This is a genomic window from Delftia lacustris (genome assembly GCF_040267515.1).
GTDB classification, from domain to species: Bacteria; Pseudomonadota; Gammaproteobacteria; order Burkholderiales; family Burkholderiaceae_C; genus Comamonas; species Comamonas tsuruhatensis.
Map to the genome: position 1 here is coordinate 6299178 of NZ_CP141274.1, position 24808 is coordinate 6323985.

Below are 24808 nucleotides of genomic sequence, written 5' to 3' on the forward strand. Positions count from 1 at the left end.
CGGAATCTCTGGAATTATCCGCGTGATCCTGCGCCACACCTTCACACCCCACGACAACAACCGGTTGAGCCATCTGTGCGGCCCGGCCGACGCGCACCTGCGCACCATCGAGATCGCACTGGGCGTCAAGATCGCCCACCGCCACGAGCAATTCAAGATCGACGGCCCCAAGGCCAAGGCCAACGACGCACTGGAGCTGCTGCAGGCCCTCTACGAGATGGCCGACGACCCCATCCTGGACGATTCGCTGCAGCTCATGCTGGCCGGCGACACCGAACTCATCGAGCAGCCCCTGGACGCCATCCAGCTTTCCACGCGCCGCCCCGACCTGCGCGCGCGCACGGCCAACCAGTCGGCCTACCTGGAGAACATCGCCCGCCACGACATCACCTTCGGCATCGGCCCGGCCGGCACCGGCAAGACCTACCTGGCCGTGGCCTGCGCCGTGGACGCGCTGGAGCGCAGCGCCGTGCAGCGCATCGTGCTCACGCGCCCGGCCGTGGAAGCAGGCGAGCGCCTGGGCTTTCTGCCCGGCGACCTCACGCAGAAGGTCGACCCCTACCTGCGCCCGCTGTACGACGCGCTCTACGACCTCATGGGCTACGAGAAGGTGCAAAAGGCCTTCGAGCGCAATGTGCTGGAGATCGCGCCGCTGGCCTTCATGCGCGGGCGCACGCTGAACAACGCCTTCGTCATCCTGGACGAGGCGCAGAACACCACGCCCGAGCAGATGAAGATGTTCCTCACGCGCATCGGCTTCGGCGCCCGCGCCGTGGTCACGGGCGACGTCAGCCAGATCGACCTGCCCAAGGGCGCCCTGAGCGGCCTGATCGATGCCGAGCGCGTCTTGAAGCGCGTCAAGGGCATCGCCATCAACCACTTCACCAGCGCCGACGTGGTGCGCCACCCGCTGGTGGCCCGCATCGTGGACGCCTACGACGCACGCGGCCAAGCCCCGGCACGCCGTGCCGCACCGCGCCTTGCAGCGCCTTGATCCCGACAGCCACAGCAGACGCCCGCCCACGGGCGCTCCAAAGCACAAGCTCACGCCCACGCACTTCCCCATGTCCCTGAACCAACTGCAACTGTCCCTGCAATTCGCGCGCTTTGCCGAGGCGCCCGCCCACCGCGCCGTGCTGTCCCGCAGCAAGGTCACGCGCTGGATACGCCACGCCCTGGCCGTCGATGCCGAAATCACCGTGCGCATCGTCGATGCCGAGGAAGGCCAGCAGCTCAACCGCGAGTACCGGCAAAAGGACTACGCCACCAACGTCCTGACCTTCGACTACCAGCAGGAGCCCACCGCCATGGCCGACCTGGTGCTGTGCGCCCCCGTGGTCGAGCGCGAGGCGCGCGAGCAGAACAAGACGCTGGAGGAGCACTACGCCCACCTGCTGGTGCATGGCACGCTGCACGCCCAGGGCTGGGACCATGAAACCAGCGAGCAGGACGCCGAGGAAATGGAAGCCTACGAGACCGAGATCATGGTCGAGCTGGGCTTTGCCGACCCCTACGCCAAGTAGGCGGCACCAGGCCCCGCGCGGGCCTCAGCGCGCCGTATCGATGACGACCCGGCCGCGCACCTGGCCGGCAAGCAGCCGGGGCGCCAGCGCAACCGCATCGGCCAGGCCCGCCTCTTCGGTATTGCGCTCCAGCACCTCGCGCGGCAGTTCGGCGGCCAGCCGCGCCCAGGCCTGCTCGCGCCGCGCCTGCGGCGCATAGACGCTGTCGATGCCCAGCAGCGACACACCGCGCAGGATGAACGGTGCCACGGAAGCCGGCAGGTCCAGCCCCTGGGCCAGCCCGCAGGCCGCCACGCAGCCGCCGTAGCGCAGGCTGGCGCACACATTGGCCAGCGTATGGCTGCCCACGCTGTCCACGGCCGCCGCCCAGACCTCCTTTTGCAGCGGCTTGCCGGGCGCATCCAGGCTGCTGCGCTCCACGATCCGCGCCGCGCCCAGCGCCTTCAGGTGCTCGGCCTGTTCGGGCCGCCCGGTGCCGGCGTGCACCTCGAAGCCCAGGCGCGACAGCAGGGCCACGGCAATGCTGCCCACGCCGCCATTGGCCCCCGTCACCAGCACCGGGCCGCTGGAGGGCGCGATGCCATGCGCCTGCAGCGCCATCACGCACAGCATGGCCGTATAGCCGGCCGTGCCTATGGCCATGGCATCGCGTGCGCTGAAGGCCTCGGGCCGGCGGATCAGCCAGTCGCCGTTCACGCGCGCCTGCTGGGCGAGCCCGCCCCAGTGGGTCTCGCCCACGCCCCAACCGTTGAGCAGCACGGCATCGCCGCGCTGGAAACGCGCGTCCTCGCTGTCCAGCACCGTGCCGGCCAGGTCGATGCCCGGCACCATGGGGAACTGGCGCACCACGGGCGAGCGCCCCGTGATGGCCAGTGCATCCTTGTAGTTGAGCGTGGAATGCGAGACGGCCACGCGCACCGCGCCGGCGGGCAGGCTGGCTTCGTCCAGCTCCACACACTCGGCACGGGTTTCACGCGGTACGGGTTGGGTCAGCAGCAAGGCTTTGAACATGGGATCTCCAGCAAGGCAGTGGCAAAGGAATCCAAAGGCAATCAGGACTGCGGCGCGCCCAGCACGCCGCTGCGGCACAGGCAGGCGATGGCCTCGTCCGCCATCCCCAGCTCCCGCAGCAGCGCAAGGTTGCCATCGCCCAGGACGGGGGCCGGCGCACCCGGCAGGGGCTCGGCATCCATCCACCGGAACCCCAGTCCCGGAGTGTCCACCGCAGCGCCGCCGGCGCCATAGCTCACAGGTGACACGGTGCCGGCGGCGCGGGCCTCGCCCAGGAACTCACCCAGGCGCCGCACCCTGGCGGCAGGCACGCCCACGGCGTTGAGCCGGGCTTCCATGTCCCGTGCGCTGCTTGCGGCGAAGGCCTCGGCCAGACAGGCCTGCAGCCGCTGCAGCGCGGACGCATCGCGCGCGGCGACAAAGCCGCCCTCGGGCGCGTTGAAGGCATCGAGGTCCAGCAGCGTGGCGTCCTCGCACAGGGCATCGAGCCCCAGTACGCTGGCGAGCCTGCGGACCTGCTGCGGCGTATTGGCGGCCGTGGACAGCCAGCCGTCGGCGCACCGGTAGGTGTCGGCCGCAGGGCTCCCCGTATAGCCCCGGTTGCCCACGCGCAGCTCCATGCTGCGCCGCATGATGGAAGAGGTGTTCCGCCGCGAAGGCGTGATCGCGCCCACGCCCGTCATCGAATCCACCAGCCCCTTCACCAACCTGCAACTGGTCCGGGCCGGCCTGGGGCTCAGCGCCGTACCCGACTCCACGCTGCAGGCCTCGCCCCGGTCGCTGGGGGTGCGCAGGGTGCATGTCACACCCGCCATCTCCATGGGCCCCGTGGCGCTGATCTACCGCAGCGCCGTCGCCAACCCACGCGTCGCCCTGCTGCGCGCCACGCTGGGCCTGCCCGGCCCGGCGGTGGAGCCGCCCTAGTCGTCAGGCGGCCGCCACGCCGGCGCGATCCTGTCCTTTTGCGCAAAGCAGCCCTGACCCTGCCGCCATGCCGGTGCGACAGCCCGGCCGATAGTCCGGCACTAAGATCAGCCTCGACCTATAACACCGGCCTGGCCGCGCAAGGCCACGGCGGCCTGCCGATGCCCGGCCCCAGGAGGAGACAACACCCATGTGGGACATCGCACTGCTCATGAGCGCCGCCTTCGTGGCCGGCGCGCTCAATGCCGTTGCCGGAGGCGGCAGCTTCCTCACCCTGCCCGCCCTGGTCTTCACCGGCGTGCCGCCCGTGGCCGCCAACGCCACCGGCACCGTCGCCCTGCTGCCCGGCTACATGGCCGGTGCCTGGGGCTTTCGCCAGGACATGGAGCCGCCGCCCGGCCTGGGCATGCGCGGCGTCATCGTGCTGTCGCTCATCGGCGGCTCGCTGGGCGCGGCCCTGCTGCTGGTCACGCCCGACCACCTGTTCCGCAAGGTCGTCCCCTGGCTGCTGCTGGCCGCCACCGCCATGTTCGCCTTCGCGCCCCAGCTCAGGCGCATGGCATCACGCGGCAGCGCCGAGCATGCAGCCCATGCCTCACCCGTCAAAGCCGGCGCCGGCATGCTGGCCGTGGCCATCTACGGCGGCTACTTCAACGGCGGCCTGGGCATCCTGCTACTGGCCCTGTTCGGCCTGCTGGGCCAGACCAGGCTGCATGCCATGAACGGCATGAAGAACCTGGTCTCCGCCCTGCTCACGGCCATTGCCGTCGCCATCTATGCGGCCGGCGGCGTCGTGCAGTGGGAGCAGGCCCTGGTCATGATGATCGCCGCCACCGCAGGCGGCTACGGCGGCGCCCGCCTGGCGCGCCGCATCCCGCCCGAATGGCTGCGCGCGGGCATCGTGCTGACGGGGCTGGTGATGGCGGGGGTGTTTTTCTGGAGGCAGTGAGGCGGGGCTTTTGAAGAAGGGCCGCGGCTCAGGCCTTTCTTGGCCGCTGCCTGGGCCTTGGCGGCTGTGCATCCGTCTCAGCAGACACCAAAGGCACTGCACGCAGGCTTTCAGCAACCCTGCGTGCGACGTCCTCTTTCCATGACTCGTCCTGGGTCAGCGTCAAAACGGCCACATCCGCAAGCGACGCCGCCATCGCGGACCGAACGGCCACATCCTGTCCAAAGTCTGCTTTGGCGCCGGTTGCGTCAAGGCTGCTCTCCAGCCTCGCAATGATTTCTGCGTTCACGCTGCGATTGTTGTTCTTGGCAACGAGGGTGAGCTTTTCACGCAGCTCCACAGGCATACGCAACGGGTAGGACGGCACTTGCTTGTCAGTCATCCGCCAGATTCTGGACATCAGAAAGATTCATGACAAAGAATCTATTTGACATCTAATATTGATAGATATCCAATAGATTCAGTACCCAATACATGCAGGAGAAGGGATCAATATGAATGCCACGCCGAAGGCCACCGCAGACAAGCCCAGCATGCAGCAGATGATTGCCCTGTCCATAGACCGCGCAGAAACCGAGCTGGCCGCCCTGATCGACCAGCGCTGCGCAGACATGGACTGGGTTGACGAAGACGCCGACGTGGACATGGCCACGGAACTGGCCCTGAACCACATCCGGCAGATGAAGCTCACCCACTTCGACGCGGCATGGAAGTTTGACAACGCCTGGTTCCTCGCCCGCGCCGCCATCGTCCTGGCCGACCAGGCGTTCAGCCGGCCCCAATGCGCCTATGGCCTGCGCCTGGCGCAGCTCGTGCAACTTTTCAATGAAGCGCCCTCCTTCGTGGAGCACGTGGAGGAAAGCCGGGTGAATTAGGCGCGGCGCCCTGCTGCCGCGTGGCACCAGCAGGCTCCGTGAGAGCGCCGGTCTGTTCGCTCATTGCCGTCACGGCCTTTAACCGGATCGCATTGGGCACCGCGTAGTCGCGCATCTGCCTCTGGCTAGCCAAGAGAGGGGGGTGCGTGCTTTCTGAGCTGCCTATGCGTCAGCGAACAACTCGCAGGCCAGATCGGTAATCTTTGGGGATTTCTGAGCTGCCTACGCGGCAGCGAACCAGCTGATGGCCTGCTGATTCTCCGCGCCATTTTTCTAAGCTGCCTACGCGGCAGCGAACAAAGAAAACCGGCCTACACCTTGCATTTGCTTTTTCTGAGCTGCCTACGCGGCAGCGAACCGGGCCGCCAGCTCGATGGCCGCACCTGGGATTTTCTGAGCTGCCTACGCGGCAGCGAACACGGACCAAATGCCTACGCACTACACGGCCCATTTCTGAGCTGCCTACGCGGCAGCGAACTCACGGATGAGGTCACGGTTGCGGTATGTCATTTTCTGAGCTGCCTATGCGGCAGCGAACTGCTGGCTGGCATCCGCTCTAGAGATTGACTGTTTCTGAGCTGCCTATGCGGCAGCGAACGTGCGTCGAGCCACATCATTTGTCTGCTCCAATTTCTGAGCTGCCTATGCGGCAGCGAACGCACAGGAAGCAATCACAGCACTGCTGACGAATTTCTGAGCTGCCTATGCGGCAGCGAACAGGTGGACACCCCCCGGCTCCGCGAGGCGCTGTTTCTGAGCTGCCTATGCGGCAGCGAACTGCGAGGACTTCTTCGGCGTGGCCGTGCGCAATTTCTGAGCTGCCTATGCGGCAGCGAACGCGCACGAATGCGCTGCTCGGCCGTCCCGACATTTCTGAGCTGCCTATGCGGCAGCGAACGTTGCTGACTTCGCGGCCCGGGTTGATGTGCATTTCTGAGCTGCCTATGCGGCAGCGAACCACCTTCCACGGCGCCGAGCCGCCAGCGGACTTTTCTGAGCTGCCTATGCGGCAGCGAACATGATCCGTTGTACCGGCCCTGAAGGCTCCAATTTCTGAGCTGCCTATGCGGCAGCGAACATCGACCCGACCAAGTTCACGCCCGAGTCGCTTTTCTGAGCTGCCTATGCGGCAGCGAACCCGAAACGCGCCCCACACTGAGAGTGATTGAATTTCTGAGCTGCCTATGCGGCAGCGAACTTGTCATAGCCTGGCCCAGACGCAGCCAGATATTTCTGAGCTGCCTATGCGGCAGCGAACGTGGGCTCCTGTGCGCCGGCATCAGCGCAGCCTTTCTGAGCTGCCTATGCGGCAGCGAACCCGGGCCGACACGCTGTTCAGGGTGATCTGATTTTCTGAGCTGCCTATGCGGCAGCGAACGGCAGCGCCCACGAAACTGCCGTGCACCACCTGTTTCTGAGCTGCCTATGCGGCAGCGAACATGCCGAAGCCGCGGATCTGGTGGCAATCACATTTCTGAGCTGCCTATGCGGCAGAGAACCTCCTGTGTTGAAAAACCGAAGGCGCCGCAACTTTCTGAGCTGCCTATGCGGCAGCGAACCTGGCCGCCGAGCTTGTACGCCGGCACGGGCATTTCTGAGCTGCCTATGCGGCAGCGAACTTAGGAGCCCCTTCCGCCAGACAACTGGCTTATTTCTGAGCTGCCTATGCGGCAGCGAACGGGGCAGATTCGTGGTCGGGGTTGATCCCGTTGTTTCTGAGCTGCCTATGCGGCAGCGAACCGCTCGGGATGGCTGGCCCTGGAGCTGGCCGATTTCTGAGCTGCCTATGCGGCAGCGAACTTGTGAATAGAGGGGACAAGGAGCGGCTCGCTTTTCTGAGCTGCCTATGCGGCAGCGAACGCCTGAGTCCCCTTCCCCGCGCGCACCATGTCTTTCTGAGCTGCCTATGCGGCAGCGAACGACTTGTCGCCCGTGCCCAAGCCGACATTGATTTTCTGAGCTGCCTATGCGGCAGCGAACGCGCTGGTGGACAGTGTGTTTCGGATTTGTGGTTTCTGAGCTGCCTATGCGGCAGCGAACTCCACCACACGTTTTTCCCGCTCTCCCAGCATTTTCTGAGCTGCCTATGCGGCAGCGAACTTTTCCATGCCATCTGCCTTCCACTCGCGCATTTTCTGAGCTGCCTATGCGGCAGCGAACCTGGACCGTAGCGCGCTTCCCGAACGGCGACTTTTCTGAGCTGCCTATGCGGCAGCGAACGTTCACGTCGCCCTATGGAGGGATGCGCGACATTTCTGAGCTGCCTATGCGGCAGCGAACCCGAAACGCGCCCCACACTGAGAGTGATTGAATTTTCTGAGCTGCCTATGCGGCAGCGAACACACCCGCCGCCGCAACACGCACGCCCCTTGATTTCTGAGCTGCCTATGCGGCAGCGAACAACTCAGGGGCGCTGTTGCTGGGCCGAGGCTTTTTCTGAGCTGCCTATGCGGCAGCGAACCTCCAAGAGCTGGCAGACCGAGGTGGACGCATTTTCTGAGCTGCCTATGCGGCAGCGAACCAAGATGGACGTGTTCCGCATGGCGCGGGATGTTTCTGAGCTGCCTATGCGGCAGCGAACCTTGTCGCGTGCGGCGTCTCGCGCCTGAGACATTTCTGAGCTGCCTATGCGGCAGCGAACGGGAAGCAAATGAAAGCGCAAATTCTTCTGCTTTTCTGAGCTGCCTATGCGGCAGCGAACTAGGCAGACGTCCGTTCGTCTACTTCCACATCTTTCTGAGCTGCCTATGCGGCAGCGAACCTCCGTGGTGGTTGAAAAAACGAAGCGCACTCTTTCTGAGCTGCCTATGCGGCAGCGAACATGGACACACTCTCCAAAGCCTGGCCACGCTTTTTCTGAGCTGCCTATGCGGCAGCGAACGGCGAGGAGGAGGGCAGTGGCTTCCTCTCGACTTTCTGAGCTGCCTATGCGGCAGCGAACCGGGGCGTCGCTATCGATACAGTGAAGGCATTTTTCTGAGCTGCCTATGCGGCAGCGAACCAGACCAGCGCCGAACTGGTCAGCACGCAACATTTCTGAGCTGCCTATGCGGCAGCGAACCTGCCTTCCTGGGCTTCTGGGCTGCGCTTAAATTTCTGAGCTGCCTATGCGGCAGCGAACGCCATCGCTCGATCCGAAGAAGCCAAGGCGCTTTTCTGAGCTGCCTATGCGGCAGCGAACCGAATCTGCTGAACCTTGACCGGGCCTCCATCTTTCTGAGCTGCCTATGCGGCAGCGAACCTTGATGGTCAGGGCCATGGTGGTCTCTGTTGTTTCTGAGCTGCCTATGCGGCAGCGAACGGCGAGTCTCCTGAACTACTACTGGAACGAGATTTCTGAGCTGCCTATGCGGCAGCGAACCAAAGATCGCACTCAGCGTGCCTGACGAATGCTTTCTGAGCTGCCTATGCGGCAGCGAACTAAATGGGTCTGGATTTCCAAGCATTTGGAGTTTTCTGAGCTGCCTATGCGGCAGCGAACCGCCGAACAACTTGCGCGCCGACTCTTGTGCTTTTCTGAGCTGCCTATGCGGCAGCGAACGATGCACTGCATCGTTTCCTCGAAGCTGTACATTTCTGAGCTGCCTATGCGGCAGCGAACGCACGGTCGGTTGCGGTGCCAGCCAGCACCCGCTTTCTGAGCTGCCTATGCGGCAGCGAACCTCGCCCATGAGCGAGGTCGCTGTGTCCGCCATTTCTGAGCTGCCTATGCGGCAGCGAACCTCGCCCATGAGCGAGGTCGCTGTGTCCGCCATTTCTGAGCTGCCTATGCGGCAGCGAACTCGATGCTCGAATACGCTCCAGCCTTCGCGGCTTTCTGAGCTGCCTATGCGGCAGCGAACGCCTGGCCGGTGTCATCTTCCCGGCCACGGGTTTTCTGAGCTGCCTATGCGGCAGCGAACGAGCATGCTTCCCATGCTTTGACTCGGGCCTTTTTCTGAGCTGCCTATGCGGCAGCGAACCCAAAGTCGGCCTTGAAGTTCCTGGGCATATTTTTCTGAGCTGCCTATGCGGCAGCGAACTCTTCCGCCATATGCTGAAATGCCTTTTGAAATTTCTGAGCTGCCTATGCGGCAGCGAACGTCGGCCCGAACAACACCGAGGCCAGCGCGATTTTCTGAGCTGCCTATGCGGCAGCGAACTAGACAAAAATCCTCCCAATTCATTGATTTTTAAAGAACTTTCCCCCCTAAACCGAAAACACCCCAAAATTCCGAGGCGTCGCCAAGTTGTTGATTTGAAAGGCGACCCCACAGGCCGCCAGAAAAAGGGTTAGAACCAGGGAACAGCAGTTCCCAGGCTCAGTCCGTAGGTGTTGAAGCCTTCCTGGCCCGCCGTGCCCTGCACCGCTTTCTGCTCCACAAACAGGCAAAACGGCTGGCCGGTGCTGGCGCTGCGCAGTTGAACGTAGGGCAGGTCCGGGGTGCGCTCCACGCTGTCGGGAATGGCGGCCGCAGCCTGTTCAGCGGTTTCTCCCTTGCGCCGCATGCGGCGGCGGCGCAGGCGGTCGGGGCTGGTCTTGAATTGCCGGCGTTGCACCAGGTAGGGCACGGCGCCCTCTGGTACCAAAGCTGGCGGCGTGCAGTGCACGTGATCGCGCATGCCCTGCAGCCAGGGCTGTTCCATCAGGCCGCGCAGCGCGGCTTCACTGCCATGCAGGCGCAGGATGGTGCCCAGAGTGCGTGGACGCAGGCTGTAGCCAGGAAAGCTGATGCCTATGTCCGCGCTGCCCAGTTGCACGAGCGCGCGGTGCAGCTTGGCGACCAGCGCGCCCAGCAGGTGGGCGTGGCTGAATTCCGGGTCAGGCAGCAGCGTGATGTCGATGTAGTGCGAGGTCATGGCCATCAGCTCGCATCGCCGAAGACGCCGCCACGGATCAGCACGGCCATCACGAAGTGCTGCTGCTCGACGGGAGGCACCTTGTCCTTGAGCAGCCAGTCGTCCAGCAGGGTGTAGAAGTCCTGCTTTTGCTTGGGCTGGCGCCAGGCCTTGCCCTGGGTGGTGACGGAGCCGTAGGGCTCGACCGCGATGGGGCCCAGGTCCTGCGCGCCGTCGTACCAGGTGTCGATGGTGCGCAGGGCGTTGCCGATTTTCTGGGAGTGGATGGCGGCGACCTCCTGGCCTTTTTCACCGATCTGGTAGAGCGTCTTGCTCTTTTTGGTGCTGCCCTTGTCGAGGATCAGTTCCTGCGAGGGGAAGACTTCCTGGCCCGCGCCCAGGCGCACAAAGGCGGTGATCTGCAGCAGCACATGGGCCTTGCCCTCAAGCCCCTGCGCGATCACGCTGCCCAACGCAGCCACTTTCTCGTCAGGCTGCTCCAGCGTGCGCAGGTTGTGGGCCAGCGCATCGAACGACCATGCCTGCCCGGCCTTGCCATCCTTGAGCTGCACCACCTGCACCTGCACGCTTTCCGCGCCCACGCGGTTGCGCCACAGAAAGCGCCCGTTCGCCAGGTTGGCCGCATAGCGGTTGGCCAGTTCGGCAAAGCCCTGGGCCGAGGCATAGGCCTGCACCGTTTGCGCGAGCCTGGCCTGGTATTCGGCGCTGTTGCAGGCAGACGGCGTGCCCGCGCCAGACAGCACGCGCAGCGTGAACTGCACCTTGAGCGTGTCGGCATCGGCGGGCAGGGCTGCCACGTCCACGGTCTGCAGGTTGGGGTTCTCGATGGCGGCGTCGAGCTTGGCCGGGTCCTGGTCCTTGGTCTTGAGGCGGTTGGAGATGGTGCCGCGCACGGATTTCTCGCGCAGCTTGACGGAGGGCCAGGAGGCGGAGGCCGCCCGGTCATCCCAGTTGCCTGCGTGGAAGACGGCGTCGGAGGGGTCGAGCTTGCGTTCGAAGGCGAGGACGGATGCGGTCTTGAGGGTGCTGGACATGGTGTTCAATCCTTTGGCAATACGGTGTGAAAGGCGGCGGTGCAAGGACGCTGGTCAGGTGTATGCATAGCTGTCGTCGTCTTCCTGCTCCTGGGCTGCGGCGTCGTCAGGGTCGGCCACGGTTGCGGGGTCTGGCACGTAGCCGCTGCGGCAGCGGTAAAGGCCCCGCTTTTCATCGGTGTGCGCATGCCACAGCAGTTGCTCCAGATGGGTGAGGCGGTGCGGGCTGATCCATTCGCCCAGCGAGTAGACCGACTCCACGAAGCGCAGCGGCGTGGTGGCATCGCGGGCGTTGAGCACTTCGCCTGCGGCATGCGATGGCGAGAGTGCCGCATAGCCCACGGGCACGGGCACGATCCACCCGCTGCCCGGGCCGCGCCAGGGGTCTGCCCATGGCTGCTGCGGGGGCTGGCCTTCGGCCGCTGACACGGGCTCGTGGTTGAAGCGCGATGCATGCAGCCAGGCGTCGAGCAGCGTGGTGTGCGCCGCTTTGTCGCGCAGCCTGTGCAGGCGGTCGGCCAGCAGATCGTCACGCCCCACCAGGGCGAAGCCCGGCAGCCACTGGCGCCGCCATTCGCGGAACTGGCGGCTGCGCTCGGTGGCGTCTTCTGCCAGCACGGACAGCCTGGGGCGCACGCGCCTGCCGGGCGCGGCGCGTGATGGCAGCAGGCTGCCGCCGGCCACGCGCATTTGCGACAGGATTTGCCCGGCTTCATCGGCCCATTGCTGCATCGGCTCGGCAGCGCTTTGCACCAGGGTCGGGGCCGAGTTGGAGCCAGGGACGCGTTTTTCCGAGACGGTGAAGACCAGGGAGATGTCCAGGTGGATGCGCCCTTCCTCCACGATGGCGGCAGTGCTGCCGTCTTTGTCCACCGGGTTGCGCGTGAGGTTGAAGCTGCGCACATAGCCCTGCGTCACCTGCTCCTGATGGTGGTGGCAGACCACGCCCACCGCGTGCAGGCGCAAGGGGATGCCGGCCTGCGCCAGCTTGCGCTCCAGCGCCCACATCAGGCCGGTGAAGGCGGTGATGGAGGGGAAGCCGTGCGTGAGCGGGCTGGAGATGGCGTTGGCGTTCTGCACGCGCAGATGGGGAAAAACGAGAAGCGCTTGTGGAGACTGGCTCATTGCGCGTCCTCCCTGTCTTCAAGCCGTTTGCGCAGTTCGCGCAACTGCTGCACAAAACCATCCTCATCGGTCAGCAGCTCTTTCCGCCACACACGCGCCTCGGCGTCGCCCACGGGCAACTGGCCGAACAGCTGGCTGTTGAGCCAGTTGGCAAAGCGCTTGCCTACCTCGGCAGGCCAGTCCATCCAAAGCCATTCGCGGGCGAAATCTGCCTCATCGCGCAGTTCGGCCCGCAATGGGTCCAGCCACAATTGCTCTTCACGCACCAGCTTGCCGAAGCGTTCCGAGTCGCGGCTCCAGCCAGCGGGCAGGGTCTGCTGCACTTCGCCGGCGAGCGAGACCATTTCATCGATCAGCGCATCGACGAAGGCCTCGCGGCGCTCGCGCGTTTGCAGGTTGGGCTCCGGGTCGGTCGCAAGGAAGGCACGCAGCTTGCGCACCGTGCTGCGTACCTCGGGACGGCCGATGAACAGCTTGTCGAACACGGAGCTGGCATGCACCGGCAGCCGTACATCGCTACTGCGCCAGACCGGTGGCAGCGAAGCCAGCAGGTAGTTGACCCCGCCACGCTCGCTGTTGAGCTGGGAAATATTCTGTGGCTTTGTCCCTCCCATCTTCTGGACGGCCAGCCCAGGGTAGTCATGGAAGACGCCGTCATGCGCCTTGCGCTCGCGCCGCGCCTGCCGGGCCGCCTTGTTGCTTTCCCCAAAGCGGTCTTCCTGCACCTGCGCATGCACGGCATGCGCCAGCGAGGTGGCAAACAACGGCGCCAGCAATTCATAGCCTTCATCGGCACAGGCATCGCTGCCCGTCAGCCAGTACAACTGCTTGGCCCGCGTGTGCGAACTGGGTGCGCCCGCGCGCGGCTGGGTCAGGCCGACGAAGGCATCGCGCAAGCCCATGGCCTGCTGCGGGTCCTCATGCAGGGCCTGAAGCGCGCCCGGGTCTTGCGCCAGCAGCGCGGCCAGCAGGCTGGTGCCGTCCACCTCGACCTTGAGGAACTTGTAGACGTCAAGCGCCGCCGCATTGCCCACCACATCGCCGGCGAAGGACTGCCCCAGCGCATGGCTTCCCAGTTCCTGCAGCGCTGGCAGGCTGGCCGGCTCCACATAGAGATTGGTGCCGCGCGCGTCGGGGTGTATGGGTTTGAGGGAGTGGGTGACGGCCTGGATTTGCGTCACCCGGCGGGCGGCGTCTTCCAACCAGGTATCGCGCTGGTGCTGAGCCAGCAGCTCCTGTCGTTTGGGGTCGTCTTCGGCCAGCTTGTCCAGCTTGGCCTGAAGCCGTTCCTGGATAAAGATGGCGATGGCGTCATGCCAACGCATGGCGCTTGGGGTGGGCGGCATTGCTTCTCCTCCTTGCAAGAAATTCAGAACAAACCCACGATCTGCGTGGTCTGCAACGATGTCCTTCAACGAACGGTGCGGGTGGTCTTGCTCCTCTGCGCTTGGTTTCCTTTCTGCTGCAAAGCGATATACCGAATAACGGTAAACGGTATAAAATTCCTGACTTATGGCGATCACTTCCTTCAAGTGCCCGGAAACCCAGCGCCTGTTCACCAGCGGCAAGACCCGCCGCTTCGCCAACATCCAGAGCGTGGCGGAGCGCAAGCTGGCTCAGCTGGATGCGGCTGTGACACTTGAATTTCTGCGCAGCCCTCCTGGCAATCGCCTGGAAATGCTCGTGGGAGATCGGCAGGGCCAGCACAGCATCCGCATCAACGACCAGTGGCGCCTCTGCTTTGTCTGGACGGAAAAGGGAGTGGTTGACGTAGAGATAGTGGATTACCACTGACGAACAATGACATGCCTTCGCTGCCGCATCGGCGGCTTGGGAACCGGCGCCTCCCGGCAATGAGGGGCACAGGAGAAAGACATGCTTAAAAACGGCATGCGCCCCATACACCCAGGTGAAGTCCTGCGCGAGGACTACCTGAAGCCCATGGACATGAGCGCCAACGCGCTGGCCAGGCACCTGCACGTTCCCGCCTCGCGCGTGAACGACATCGTGCTGGAGCGGCGCGGCATCACGGCCGACACGGCGCTGCGGCTGAGCCGCTTCTTTGGAGGCGACGCTCAGTCCTGGCTGAACCTTCAGACCGCCTACGACCTGCGCACGGCAGAGCTGAACGCGGAGTTGCAGGCGTCCGTGAGGCAAGTTCATCCGATGCAGCTGCATACCGCCTGATCCTCAGGCACGGCCCACAAAGCCCAGCACGCCATGCCAGCGCCAGCCCTGTGTCTTGTCGGGCAGGCTGGCCGTGGCGTACTTGCTTGCACAGGCATCCAGCGCCAGCCCCTTGCCCTGCGCCAGGGCAAGCAGTTCATGCATCAGGTCGGCCTGCCCCCATGCAGTGACAGACCCCTTCCGTGGGTCCAATGGCTCCCGGTGCAGCAGGCTGTCCTGCACCAGCACATACAACCTGTCACCCCGCCGCTGGCCATCGACCACGCGGTGCAGTTGCAGGCCCTCTTCCTCCTCGTCCGGCAGAAACACCACATCCACGCGCGGCAGCGGGTCGTAGCGAAAGCGCTGGAACTGCGGCAGCAGGCCCGTGAGCCAGAAGCAGGCTGGGCTGGCCCAGTGCAGGCTGGCGGCGCGCAGCACCGGCGTGGCATCCGGGCTGTCTGCGGGGCGCGGCAGCATGGTGTCGTGCATGCGGGCGTGTTCCAGGTCCACGAGGTTCCTGGCCGGGTGGAACTGCTCCCTGGCCACTTCGATGCGGGCGCGGGCATCCACGGGCCAGAGGGGCTCGCCCTTGGTGTGCTTGGCCAGCAGCGATTGCAGGTCATGCGAGCGCAGGTGGAAGTACCGCGCCGTGTCCGCCTTGTCATCCACCGGCTCCATCTCGAAACCCGGCTTGCAGAATGCCGCCCGGCCTGGATGCTCGAAAGCGCGCAGGTTGCTGTCCAGCACCCGCATGTTGGCCTCCTGCACCGCACCCGACCGGTGGCGCCGCACGCGTCCGGCCAGCTGGATCAGCGAGCGCATGGACGAGGGCTCGACCACGGCCCAGTCATAGTCGTGGTCGCGGCCCACTTCGGTGACGGGGGAGCCGAGCACGATGAAGAGGTGATCGGCCTCATCGTTGGCATCAAGCAATGCGCGGATGGCCGGCCTCTGGAAGATGGGATCTGCGCCGTCGGAGGAGCGGCGGTCCAGCACGGTGTCCAGGTGCCGCTCGATGCTGGAACGCGCCAGCAGCGGAAACTGCGAGTGGTAGACGCACAGGTGCACACGCACGCCCGGCGCGGGAGCGCCCTGGCCATACATGGCCACGGCCACGTCGAACAGCGGTTCGATGTTGGCCATGCGGATGAGGCCGAAGCTCACACGCTTGCCACTGGCGGGGTCGGTGCCATGGTTGCCCGGCTGCTGGTGCAGTTGCCATGCATGCTCCAGCGCGATGCGGGCGAAATCCCGGCGCCGCGCGGCCGGGTCCAGCCCCTGCCAGCCGGCAGGCAGGGGAGCGATGGCAGCCAGGCGCCGCACCTCGGCCCGGGCGAGCTGGGCCACGCGCTTTTGCACAAAGCCTTCATGGCCTGCACGAAACCCTGCACCATCGGCACAGTCCAGCGCCTGCTGGTGGAATTCGTCCACCCACAGACAGCAGATGGCCACTGGCTCGCCGGGCCGCTCGCCGCGATGGCGCTGGAAGATCTCGCGCCCGGCGCGGTAGGCCAGGTAGAGCCCCTCCACCAGCGCTGGCGGCAATGTGGCCGAGGACAGCAGCACGCGTGAGCCCAGCAGGCCCGCCCAGTGCACGAGCCGCGTGAGCGCGGGCAGGTCGGCCATGTCGAAATCATCGGGCTCGTCCAGTACCAGGTCGCCCGTCATGAGGCGCAGCATGGGCGCGATCTGGCGGCCGCCGCGCAGGCTTTCAGTGGCGGGCGTGAGGTGGTCCACGGTGCAGGCCAGCACGGGCGCGGCGATCAGCGAGCGCACCTGCGCATCGTCGGTCAGGCGCTGCAGCAGTGGGTGCTGGTCATTGCCGTCGAACAGGACTTGCCCGCCTTCGTCGAGCAGCGCCTGGCGCGAGGCCGAACCCGTGGCCTCGGCCTGCGCTTCCCAGTACTCGAACAGCGCGCGGCTGGCCGCGCCGCCGACCTTGATGGCGAGCTGGTCGTCGCCCAGTCCCAGGTCGTTCTGGAACACCCGCCCCGTCTGCAGCGTGAGCGTGCGCAGGCCGATGGCGAAGGCACAGCGCATGCCCACGCCCGGGTCGGCCAGCGCGTTCATGATGCGGGCATTGCCCAGCGTCTTGCCGCAGCCGGTGGAAGCCATGTTGACGATGAAGCCGCCCTGGCTGGCGGCCCGGTGGCGCACGCTGGCAGCCAGGTCGGCAGCCTTGTCCTGCCACTGGAAGCGCGCGTTGCTGCTGCGCTTCTTGAGGCCGCGATGGCTGCGCAGTGCCGGCAGGCTGCGCGCCAGCGTGGGCAGCGAGCGCGCCACCAGCGTGGCATGGGCCTGCACGCCAAGCAGGTGCTCGTCCAGCGTCTGGTTGAAAGCGGACGCGGCGCCTGGAGCTGCACTCTTGCGCCGGGTGTTGGCGTACAGCGGATAGCCCGCGTTGCGGAAAGGCTGGCGGCGCGCCTCGTCCTCGATGCTGGAGTAGTGGTGGTCGGCCAGCATCAGGCACAGGCGCGAAAGGTGCAGCGTGAACGGATCGCCCAGGCTTGCAGCGTCAAGCGACCGGCCCGTCAGTTCCTGCAGTTTGAGCGCATAGCGCGCCGCCTGCTTGCGCCAGGCGGCCGTGGCCACCGGAAGGCCCTGCGGGAACTCCCAATGGGAGCGCACTTTCGCCGGGTCGGCTTTCTCGCGCGGCTCGTTCCAGTCGGCGCTGATGCACCGCAGCAGCTGCTCGATCTCATTGCTGTTGACGAAGCGCGGGCGCGCGCCGAAGCGGCACCATTGGCGGCGGTCGGGCTCCAGCTCGTCGTCGGACTCCTGCCGGCCTGCAGCGACCGGCATGCAGGGTAGCCGATGGTGTGTCAGAACCAGCCATGCCACGGCGGTGGCCAGCGGCGGCAGCGCCTTGAACGGCAGATGCTGGCTGGCCTGCGGCTCGTCCAGGCCATCGCGCAGAAGGCGGCCGCTGCGGTGATCCAGCCATTGCGCCTCAAAGGCCCGGGCATCGGCGGCCTCATCCACACAGGCTGCCAGCCTTTGCAGCCATGCCGCGTCGCTGTCGCCGCCCACGAACGCCTGGAACAGCCGCACCGACACCCATTCATGGCGGTAGTGGTTGCGCTCGCGCAGGCCCGGATTCTTCAGCCGGTCCTGGAATGCCCTGGTGGCCTTGCCCAAGTCATGCACCAGGGCCGCCAAAGCGGCCAGCGCCGTGATCAGTGGCAGGTGGTGCCAGTGGCTTTCGTCTTCTGCGCGCAGCACGTTGCTGGCCGTGGTGTTGGTGGGCACGGCGCCTTCGGCGTTGAACTGGCGCCCGTCGCCCACGACCCACAGCAGTTCGCTGTGGTCGTGCCCGCGTATCCAGTGGCAGGCCACGGCGGTGTTCTTGCGCGCGCTCTGGCGCAGCAGCTTGCGCACGGTGTCGAGCCCGGCCGCGGTGATGGGCGTCTGCCAGGTGCGGTCGCCGCGCCGCTCGGCAAACTGGTCGAGGATGCGGCGCGTTTCGGTGAGGGCGCGCTTGCTGCACTGGGAGACGAAGAGCACGTTCATGTGCCGCCCTCCTGCGCAGCGCCGGGCGTTGTGGGCGTGGCGGGCGCGCCGGCCATGCGCGCCGTGTCGACGGCAATGCGCTTGAGCGTGTCGATGATGAAGTCCAGCGATTCGCTGCGCGTGAGCGCCTCTATGCATTGGCGGCGAAATTGCGGCTCGTCGTCGCCGCGCATGGCCGACAGGAAGGCCTGGGGCAGGATGGCGGCATCCTTGACCAGGTCGGCCGCATCGAACACCAGGCCGCCGCGCCGCGTCTTGCCATGCAGAACGGCCAGGCCGTGGGGCAGGCCCAGCACCCAGGTGGCCGTGGCGCCCAGTCCGTAGGCCAGGTAGTTGCCATGGTCCAGATAGCGGTTGGCTGCATCGGTGCCGGTGCCGCGCTTGGCGCGCGTGAATTCGCCATATCCCACGGCGTCCACGGCGAGCTTGAACAAGGCCTTGGTCAGCCGTGCCTCATCGGTCAGCAGTGTCATGACATCGGGCGCATTGGCCGTCAGCGCCGCAAATTGCTGCACCAGCGCCTTCAGGCGCTCCATGTCCACGGAAAACCCTGCTTCGCGCAAGGCTCGTGCGCCCCATTCCTGCTGCATCCGCTGCAATCGCAAAGCCTGCAATTGCTTGGCGGCATGCAGGCGCAGTTCATCGTCAAACCAGAATTGGACCCAGGCCTGCAGGTATTCAGTGGGGCGGTACTCGCTTTGCGGAGTGAGCCAGGCGACTTCAACGTCAACTTCATTGGCGCTGAACAAGGGCGTGCCGCCGCCACCACAAAAGCCCACCAGCACCCCAGCCTTGGCCAGCTCCCGCATGGCCGCCTGCGTGATGGAGGTGCCGGTGCCCAGCAGGATGCTGGTGGTGTTGGCAATGGGAATATTCCAATACAGGCTGCGCTTGCCGGCATCGGTCACATATTCTACCCGCCCGCCATTGACCAGGACACGGCAGTGCTCAAGGTAATAGATGTTGGCGCGTTTGGAATGGATAATGGTCTTGAGATCCTGGCCTTTGATGTCCTGCATGAATGCCTCCCGCAGGGATTTTCATCAATGCTCCAATCCCCTTCGCCGGATTGTCCCAGGAATAAAAAAGCGCCTTGCTTTCACAAGGCGCTTTCGCATTTCAATAGCCGGAGAATGTCACTGCATCTGCTTCAGATTCCCGATGCGCACCAGCATTTCCGTGAACATCTGCATGTCGGCGCGCAGGTCGGGCAGTTCCTTGTATTCGAGCGCGTTGTGCGCCGTGTACTTCTTGCCGGGCATGGCGGGGCCGAAGTTGATGGCGTTGGGCATGAGCTTGGCCGTGGTGCTGCCGGCCGTGGGCACGGGCTTGGCGTCCAGGCCCGTGGTGTCGCCGAAGATGTTGAGCAGGGTGGACAGCCAGGCGCCCTTGGGATCGCGCGCCATCCAGTTGCCCTGGGTGTACTGCAGGGTGAGGGGAACCTTGGCGGCCTCGCTCCAGCGGGTGATGCGCTGCTCGACTTCGGTGCGCAGCTGCTCGGGCGTCTTGCCGCGCGGCATGCGCACGTTGGTGGTGACTTCGAGCTTGCCGTCGGCCGCCTTGATGAGGTTGGGCGACAGGGTCAGCGGGCCCATGAAGTCGTCGGCATAGGCAACGCCCAGCTGCTTGCCGAAGTAGTCGAGGCCGAAGGCGCCGTTGATGTAGCGCAGGGCGTTGCTGTAGGCATTGGGCTGGACCAGGGCCACGCCATCGGTGGGCATGAGCACCTGCTGCAGGAACAGCGTCAGGCGCGGCACGGGGTTGACGCCTTCCTCGGGGCGGGAGCCGTGGGCCGAGGTGCCCGTGACCTTGACGGTGGCCGTCGCGCCGCTGTGCTGTATGTCGATGGTGAACGGTCCGCCCTGCCCGGCATAACTGGTGGTGAAGTCACCCTTGGCCGCCTGCAGGCGCGCGGCGATGGCGGCAATGGCGGCTTCGTCGCTGGCCGTGATGGTGGCCGTGGCGGTCTGGGCAATGGCGTTGGCCGAGGCGGCGCCGGCCATGGCGGTGATGGCCGGGCGGGCGGGGTCGGTCTTCACGTCGTCGAACACGGCCTTGAGCGCGCCCGAGCCTTTTTCCGCGACGACGGCCGGGTACTTGCTGTCCAGCACGATGTTGTAGGCAGGCAGCGTGGTCTTGCCCTGGTAGTACTTCATGGCGTCGCCGCCGGTTTCCTCGGTGGTCTCGATCATGAGGCGTATGCCGCGCGACAGGGGCAGGCCGCTGTCCTTGACGGCCTTCATGGCGAACAGCACGGTGGCGATGGAGCCCTTGTCGTCGATGGTGCCGCGCCCGTAGATCCGATCAGGCATGGGTGGGACAAGCACCGGGGGATGGCTCATCAGGGTGATCCCGCTGTTGCCGGGCACAAAGGTAACCTCGAATGGGTTGATTTGCTTGCCGTCCAGCACCCATTCGGCGGCCACGGCAGGTACGACGTCGGCATGGGTGAGGATGCCGAATTCATCGGTGCCCGCGTTCGCTGCGTTCGCAGGCAGGGTGACTTCGAAGATGCGGTTGTCCACGTTGCGGTACTGCAGGCCGAAGTCCCTGGCCATCTGCTGCACCAGTTCGCCGAAGGCGAGGATGGCCGGGCTTTCGTGCGGCGGCACCTTGGCATCGCGCACCGTGGGCAGGGCGACCATGCGCTCGATGCTGGCCAGCACGGCCCGCTCCTGCGTCAGCCGCGTGTACAGGCCCAGCAGGCGGGCGATGTGGTCGAGGTCCTCCCCCGCAAGCGCCTGGCCTGCCGCATGTCGCTGCACGGCCTGGGCGATGGCAGGCTGCGCGGCCGCGGCCTGCTTCAGGAAGCTGGCGAAGTCGGTGGGTGCCGGCTGGGCCTGGGCCAGCGCGTCCAGCGCGGGCTTCCTGAGGGTGTCGGCGCCGGCCGCGCCGCTCCACGCCAGGGCCATGCTCATGGCAAGGGCCAGGGTGGAGGCTTTGAACGGATGGTTCTTCATGGTCGTCGGTCTGTCGATGAATGCTGAGGCCGCAAGAATACGGGCTTTGCAGGCATGTTCCGACCAGGCCGCGCTCGCAGATCGCGCCAGAATCCGCCCCAGAACAGCAGGTCTGCGGCGCGCTATGCCGCGGTGGCCGGAGCTATCGACAGCGGGATGGTCACGGGCCCGTCGTTGAGCAGGTGCACCTGCATGTCGGCGCCGAAGCGGCCCGTGGCGACTTCCGGGTGCAGGGCGCGCGCCCGCTGCACGATGTAGTCGTACAGGCGCTCGCCCTCGGCCGGTGGCGCGGCGCGCGTGAAGCTGGGGCGGTTGCCGCCGCCGGTGTCGGCCGCCAGCGTGAACTGACTGACGATGAGCAGGCCGCCGCAGGCGCCCTGCCCGTCCAGGTCCTGCACGCTGCGGTTCATCTTGCCCGCGTCGTCGGCAAAGATGCGCAGCTTGAGCATCTTGGCCAGCAGCTTGTCGGCCTCGGCTTCGGTGTCGCCGCGCTCTGCGCAGACCAGGGCCAGCAGGCCAGGGCCTATGCTGCCGGCGACCTGGCCATCGATTTCCACGCGGGCCTGTTGCACGCGCTGCAGGATGCTGATCATGGTTCGGGGTTCGGGTTCTTGTCGGTGGATGGGGAAGAAGTGTCTGTCTGGCCTGCCGCCTCGATGGCGGCTTCCATGGCGGTCTGCATGCCCAGCGGCAGCAGCTCTATGCGCGCGTACAGGCCGGGCACGGCCTGCAGCAGTTCGGCCTCTATCTCGGTGCGCAGCCGGGCGGCGCGGGCCACGCTCCAGTCGCCGGGCACATGCATGTGCAGGTCGGCAAAGCTGCGCTCGCCGGCGCGCCGGCTGGAGATGTTGTCAAAGACCACGCCATGCGCGCGGTGCGCATGGCGGTCCAGAACGGCGTCGATGCGCAGGCGCTCGGGCGCGTCCAGGGCCTGGTCCATCAGGCCCTGGGAAGACTGCCAGACCAGTTGCGCGCCCTGCACGCAGATGTTGATCGCAACCCCTATGGCCACGGCCGCGTCCAGCCACAGCCAGCCTGTGAGCGCTGCGCCCATCAGGCCGATGACCACGCCGGCCGAGGTCCAGACATCGGTGAGCAGATGGCGGGCATCGCCCTCCAGCGCCATGGAGCGGTGCTGGCGCGCCGAACGCAGCATGGCCACTGCCAGCAGGCCGTTGAGGGCAGAGCTGGCCACGGACAGCGCCAGGCCCCAGCCCAGCTGCTCCAGCGGCTGCGGGTTCCACAGCCGCGCCAGCGCCGCCCAGCCAATGGCCAGGCTGGCTCCGATGACCAGGATGCCCTCGAAGCCCGCAGAGAAGTACTCGGCCTTGTGGTGCCCATAGGGATGGTCGGTGTCCGCCGGCCGCTTGGCGATGGTGACCATGGTCAGCGCGAACACGGCGCCCGCCAGGTTGACGAAGGATTCGAGCGCATCCGACAGCAGGCCCACCGATCCCGTCAGCCACCAGGCCAGGGTCTTGAGCACGATGGTCAGCAGGGCCACGGCCACCGAGATGCGCAGCAGGCTGTGCGGCGCCATCCAGCCGGCCGCGGAAGCGGGGGCGGGAGCGTTGGCAGTAGGGGGAGTGGGTTCGGCCATGCTGCGCTGCGGTACGTGGGGGGGGTGCTCCGGATTAGACCACCGCGTGCCCACCGCGTGTGCGAGCCGCATGACAGAATCCGCGCCATGAATGGATGGCAGCGAGCAGCGGGGTGGGTGCTGGCCTGGGCCCTGGCCGCAGGCTGTGGCGCGGCGTGGCTGGCGCACAAGCGCCTGCAGTCGCTGCGCGAGGTCTTCGACACCGATGCCCGCATTGCCCACCGGCTGCTGAGCCAGCGCATGGTGCAGCACGACGCCGTTCTGGGCACGCTGGCCCTGCTGCAGCCGCGCCAACCCGCATCCGGCCAGGCGCCATGGAGGCAGCTGCAGCGCCTGTATCCCCAGGTGCTGGATGTGGCGCGCCGCGCGGCCACCGCAGGCGAGCCCTGGCCCGAGACCTGGCCGCCCGGCATGGCCGAGGCCGAGCGCCGCTCCCAGGCCAGCGGCCAGGCCGAACTGGCCCTGGCCGACCTGGTCCGGGGCCGCCTGTACCTGGTGCAGGCCGGGCTGCCGGCCAGCTACGCGCTGCTGCTGGACCTGCGCGCCACGATTCCCGCCGACGAGTGGCCGCTGCCGCCCGCCACCAGCCCGGTGCGCGCATGGCTGGCCCTGGGCGGGCAGGAATTCGTGATCCAGCCGGGCCGGGCCGCCGCGCACGGCTGGAACACATGGTCGTGGGAGGTGAGCAAGACCCTGGCCTCGCCCAGCCAGCCTCTGGTGCTGTACCTGCGCCAGCCGCTGGACGCCTCGGTACTGCCCTGGACGGCCATGCTGGGCTGGGCCCTGGGCTGCGCGCTGGCGGTGGGCGCGCTGCGCACCCTGCTGCGCCAGCGCGTGGCCCGCCGCCGCGCCGAGCAATTGCTGCAGCTGGGCCAGGTGGCACGGCTCAATACGCTGGGCGAGCTGGCCGCAGGCATGGCGCATGAGCTGAACCAGCCGCTGACGGCCGTGCTGTCCAACAGCCAGGCCGCGCGCCGCCTGCTGGCCGAGGACCCGCCCGAGCTGGACGCCGCACGCCAGGCCATGGGGCAGGCTGCCGAGCAGGCCAAGCGCGCATCGGCCGTGGTGGGCAGGCTGCGCCGCCTGGTGGAGCGGCCGGGGCTGGCACCCCAGGCCGAGCCGCTGGATCTGGGCCAGGCCGTTGCCGAGGCGCTGTATCTGCTGGAGCCCGAGCTGCGGCGCCGCCAGGTTCAGGTCATGGTGCAGGCCGCCGATCTGCCCGCCGCCCAGGCCGACCCCGTGGCGGTGCAGCAGATACTGCACAACCTGCTGGTCAATGCACTGCAGGCCATGGACGAGCAGCCGCCCGCAGCCCGCCATCTGCGGGTGGAGCTGGCACGCCGCGACAGCCGCCTGATGGTGGCCGTGCACGACAGCGGCCCCGGCGTGGCGCCCGAGATGCGCCAGCGCCTGTTCACCCCGTTTGCCACGGGCCGCGCCCAGGGCCTGGGACTGGGCCTGACGCTCAGCCAGAGCCTGGCCGAATCCATGGGCGGCAGCCTGGAGCTGGCCGCATCCGCCGCCACCCCGCCGCAAGGCGGAGCGCGCTTCGAGCTGCTGCTGCCTGCGGCCCATGGCCCGGCACCTGCCGTACCCAACGCCCCTCAGGAACCACCGACCCCATGACTGCCGCGCCCGCCCAAGACCTGTCCCCGCTGATCCATCTGGTCGATGACGACGAGGCCGTGCGCGACAGCCTGGCCCTGCTGATCGGTACCGTGGGCCTGCGCGTGCAGTGCTGGGCCGATCCGCTGGCCTTTCTCGACGGGCTGGACCGCCAGGGCATAGGCGCCATCGTGCTGGACGTGCGCATGCCCGGCATCGGCGGGCTGGCCCTGCTGGGCCGGCTGATGGAGCAGGGTGTGGACCAGCCCGTGATCATGCTCACCGGCCATGGCACGGTGGACATGTGCCGACGCGCCTTCAAGGCCGGCGCGGCCGAGTTCCTGGAAAAGCCCGTGGACGACGAAGTGCTGATCGATGCGCTGCAAAGCGCCGTACGCCAGCATGTGCAGTCGCGCGAACGCCAGCAGGCCGACCGCGATGCCCAGCAGCGCTTTGCGCAGCTTTCCGCGCGCGAACGCGAGGTGCTGGGGCTGATCGTGCAGGGGCTGACCAACAAGGAGATAGGCCGCAGCCTGGAGCTGTCGCCCCGCACGGTGGAGACGCACCGCGCCAACCTGTTCGCCAAGCTGGATGCGCCCAGCCTGGCGCAGCTCATACGCCGCTACGCCAGCCTGGCCGATCCGGCGGCAGGCGCCTGAAGCTCCACCGCCGCGCCCAGCGCGC

At 66.5% G+C, this 24808-nt stretch carries 21 protein-coding genes and 1 CRISPR repeat array; of the genes, 9 read left to right on the top strand and 12 right to left on the bottom strand.

Going from position 1 to position 24808, the window contains the following annotated elements; translation table 11 throughout:
* Positions 1-22: 22 nt before the first annotated feature.
* Both U6958_RS30260 and ybeY read left to right on the top strand, forming a co-directional pair.
* Entirely contained in the window at positions 23-994 is a 972-nt protein-coding gene (locus U6958_RS30260; protein ID WP_016446533.1) for a PhoH family protein, read from the top strand.
* A 70-nt stretch (positions 995-1064) separates the two neighbouring features.
* Positions 1065-1523, top strand: a complete 459-nt coding sequence (gene ybeY, locus U6958_RS30265; RefSeq protein WP_016446534.1) for an rRNA maturation RNase YbeY — start codon at positions 1065-1067, stop codon at positions 1521-1523.
* Positions 1524-1547: 24 nt separating this feature from the next.
* Here the strand turns inward: ybeY and U6958_RS30270 are convergent, their stop codons facing one another.
* The gene (locus U6958_RS30270; protein WP_074920586.1) at positions 1548-2534 is read right to left on the bottom strand and encodes an MDR family oxidoreductase; all 987 of its coding nucleotides are present in this window, start codon (positions 2532-2534) and stop codon (positions 1548-1550) included.
* Between the two features lie 41 nt (positions 2535-2575).
* Complete coding sequence (locus tag U6958_RS30275; protein ID WP_244160435.1) at positions 2576-3166, bottom strand: CoA transferase; 591 nt, start codon at positions 3164-3166, stop codon at positions 2576-2578.
* On the opposite strand from U6958_RS30275, the gene U6958_RS30280 reads away from it, so the two are divergent.
* Both U6958_RS30280 and U6958_RS30285 read left to right on the top strand, forming a co-directional pair.
* On the top strand, positions 3153-3458 hold the full coding sequence (locus U6958_RS30280) for a LysR substrate-binding domain-containing protein (RefSeq protein ID WP_074920924.1): 306 nt from the start codon (positions 3153-3155) through the stop codon (positions 3456-3458). The genes U6958_RS30275 and U6958_RS30280 overlap by 14 nt on opposite strands.
* Before the next feature lie 190 nt (positions 3459-3648).
* Positions 3649-4407 carry a sulfite exporter TauE/SafE family protein gene (locus U6958_RS30285; protein ID WP_013804301.1) on the top strand — a complete coding sequence of 253 codons (759 nt, stop codon included), beginning with the start codon at positions 3649-3651 and terminating at the stop codon, positions 4405-4407.
* A 28-nt stretch (positions 4408-4435) separates the two neighbouring features.
* Here U6958_RS30285 and U6958_RS30290 read toward each other — a convergent pair whose 3' ends face one another.
* The gene (locus U6958_RS30290) at positions 4436-4789 is read right to left on the bottom strand and encodes an Arc family DNA-binding protein (protein WP_080945400.1); all 354 of its coding nucleotides are present in this window, start codon (positions 4787-4789) and stop codon (positions 4436-4438) included.
* 112 nt (positions 4790-4901) lie between these two features.
* Here U6958_RS30290 and U6958_RS30295 point away from each other — a divergent pair, with 112 nt between their 5' ends.
* Positions 4902-5282, top strand: coding sequence for a hypothetical protein (locus tag U6958_RS30295; protein WP_046240413.1), 381 nt, complete (start codon positions 4902-4904; stop codon positions 5280-5282).
* 150 nt (positions 5283-5432) lie between these two features.
* Positions 5433-9424: a CRISPR direct-repeat array (repeat unit 28 nt; unit sequence TTTCTGAGCTGCCTATGCGGCAGCGAAC).
* A 130-nt stretch (positions 9425-9554) separates the two neighbouring features.
* Here U6958_RS30295 and cas6f read toward each other — a convergent pair.
* The 4 genes from cas6f to csy1 are packed head-to-tail and all read right to left on the bottom strand — an operon-like array spanning position 9555 to position 13626.
* On the bottom strand, positions 9555-10121 hold the full coding sequence (cas6f, locus tag U6958_RS30300) for a type I-F CRISPR-associated endoribonuclease Cas6/Csy4 (protein ID WP_034366869.1): 567 nt from the start codon (positions 10119-10121) through the stop codon (positions 9555-9557).
* Positions 10122-10126: 5 nt separating this feature from the next.
* On the bottom strand, positions 10127-11155 hold the full coding sequence (csy3, locus tag U6958_RS30305; RefSeq protein ID WP_016451881.1) for a type I-F CRISPR-associated protein Csy3: 1029 nt from the start codon (positions 11153-11155) through the stop codon (positions 10127-10129).
* A 54-nt stretch (positions 11156-11209) separates the two neighbouring features.
* Positions 11210-12280 carry a type I-F CRISPR-associated protein Csy2 gene (csy2, locus tag U6958_RS30310; protein WP_074920591.1) on the bottom strand — a complete coding sequence of 357 codons (1071 nt, stop codon included), beginning with the start codon at positions 12278-12280 and terminating at the stop codon, positions 11210-11212.
* Positions 12277-13626, bottom strand: coding sequence for a type I-F CRISPR-associated protein Csy1 (csy1, locus tag U6958_RS30315; protein ID WP_074920593.1), 1350 nt, complete (start codon positions 13624-13626; stop codon positions 12277-12279). The genes csy2 and csy1 overlap by 4 nt, the downstream gene beginning before the upstream one ends.
* Positions 13627-13792: 166 nt before the next feature.
* On the opposite strand from csy1, the gene U6958_RS30320 reads away from it, so the two are divergent.
* Together U6958_RS30320 and U6958_RS30325 are read left to right on the top strand one after the other, a co-directional pair.
* Positions 13793-14074 carry a type II toxin-antitoxin system RelE/ParE family toxin gene (locus tag U6958_RS30320; protein WP_043789322.1) on the top strand — a complete coding sequence of 94 codons (282 nt, stop codon included), beginning with the start codon at positions 13793-13795 and terminating at the stop codon, positions 14072-14074.
* 81 nt (positions 14075-14155) lie between these two features.
* A complete protein-coding gene (locus tag U6958_RS30325; protein ID WP_012203141.1) occupies positions 14156-14467 on the top strand; it encodes a HigA family addiction module antitoxin in 312 nt (103 codons plus the stop codon).
* A 3-nt stretch (positions 14468-14470) separates the two neighbouring features.
* Here the strand turns inward: U6958_RS30325 and cas3f are convergent, their stop codons facing one another.
* The 5 genes from cas3f to U6958_RS30350 form a co-directional block, all read right to left on the bottom strand.
* A complete protein-coding gene (cas3f, locus tag U6958_RS30330; protein WP_074920596.1) occupies positions 14471-17959 on the bottom strand; it encodes a type I-F CRISPR-associated helicase Cas3f in 3489 nt (1162 codons plus the stop codon).
* Positions 17956-18978 (bottom strand): type I-F CRISPR-associated endonuclease Cas1f, encoded by a 1023-nt coding sequence (gene cas1f / locus U6958_RS30335; RefSeq protein ID WP_074920600.1) that lies wholly within the window; start codon positions 18976-18978, stop codon positions 17956-17958. The genes cas3f and cas1f overlap by 4 nt, the downstream gene beginning before the upstream one ends.
* 117 nt (positions 18979-19095) lie before the next feature.
* Positions 19096-20919 (bottom strand): dipeptidase, encoded by a 1824-nt coding sequence (locus U6958_RS30340; RefSeq protein ID WP_074920603.1) that lies wholly within the window; start codon positions 20917-20919, stop codon positions 19096-19098.
* A gap of 122 nt (positions 20920-21041) precedes the next feature.
* The gene (gene dtd / locus U6958_RS30345) at positions 21042-21512 is read right to left on the bottom strand and encodes a D-aminoacyl-tRNA deacylase (RefSeq protein WP_017406418.1); all 471 of its coding nucleotides are present in this window, start codon (positions 21510-21512) and stop codon (positions 21042-21044) included.
* A complete protein-coding gene (locus U6958_RS30350; RefSeq protein WP_074920606.1) occupies positions 21509-22519 on the bottom strand; it encodes a cation diffusion facilitator family transporter in 1011 nt (336 codons plus the stop codon). The genes dtd and U6958_RS30350 overlap by 4 nt, the downstream gene beginning before the upstream one ends.
* Positions 22520-22606: 87 nt before the next feature.
* Here U6958_RS30350 and U6958_RS30355 point away from each other — a divergent pair, with 87 nt between their 5' ends.
* A complete protein-coding gene (locus tag U6958_RS30355) occupies positions 22607-24145 on the top strand; it encodes a sensor histidine kinase (protein ID WP_074920609.1) in 1539 nt (512 codons plus the stop codon).
* The gene (locus U6958_RS30360; RefSeq protein ID WP_016446543.1) at positions 24142-24783 is read left to right on the top strand and encodes a response regulator transcription factor; all 642 of its coding nucleotides are present in this window, start codon (positions 24142-24144) and stop codon (positions 24781-24783) included. Before U6958_RS30355 ends, U6958_RS30360 begins: the two co-directional genes overlap by 4 nt.
* The last annotated feature ends 25 nt before the right edge of the window (positions 24784-24808 follow it).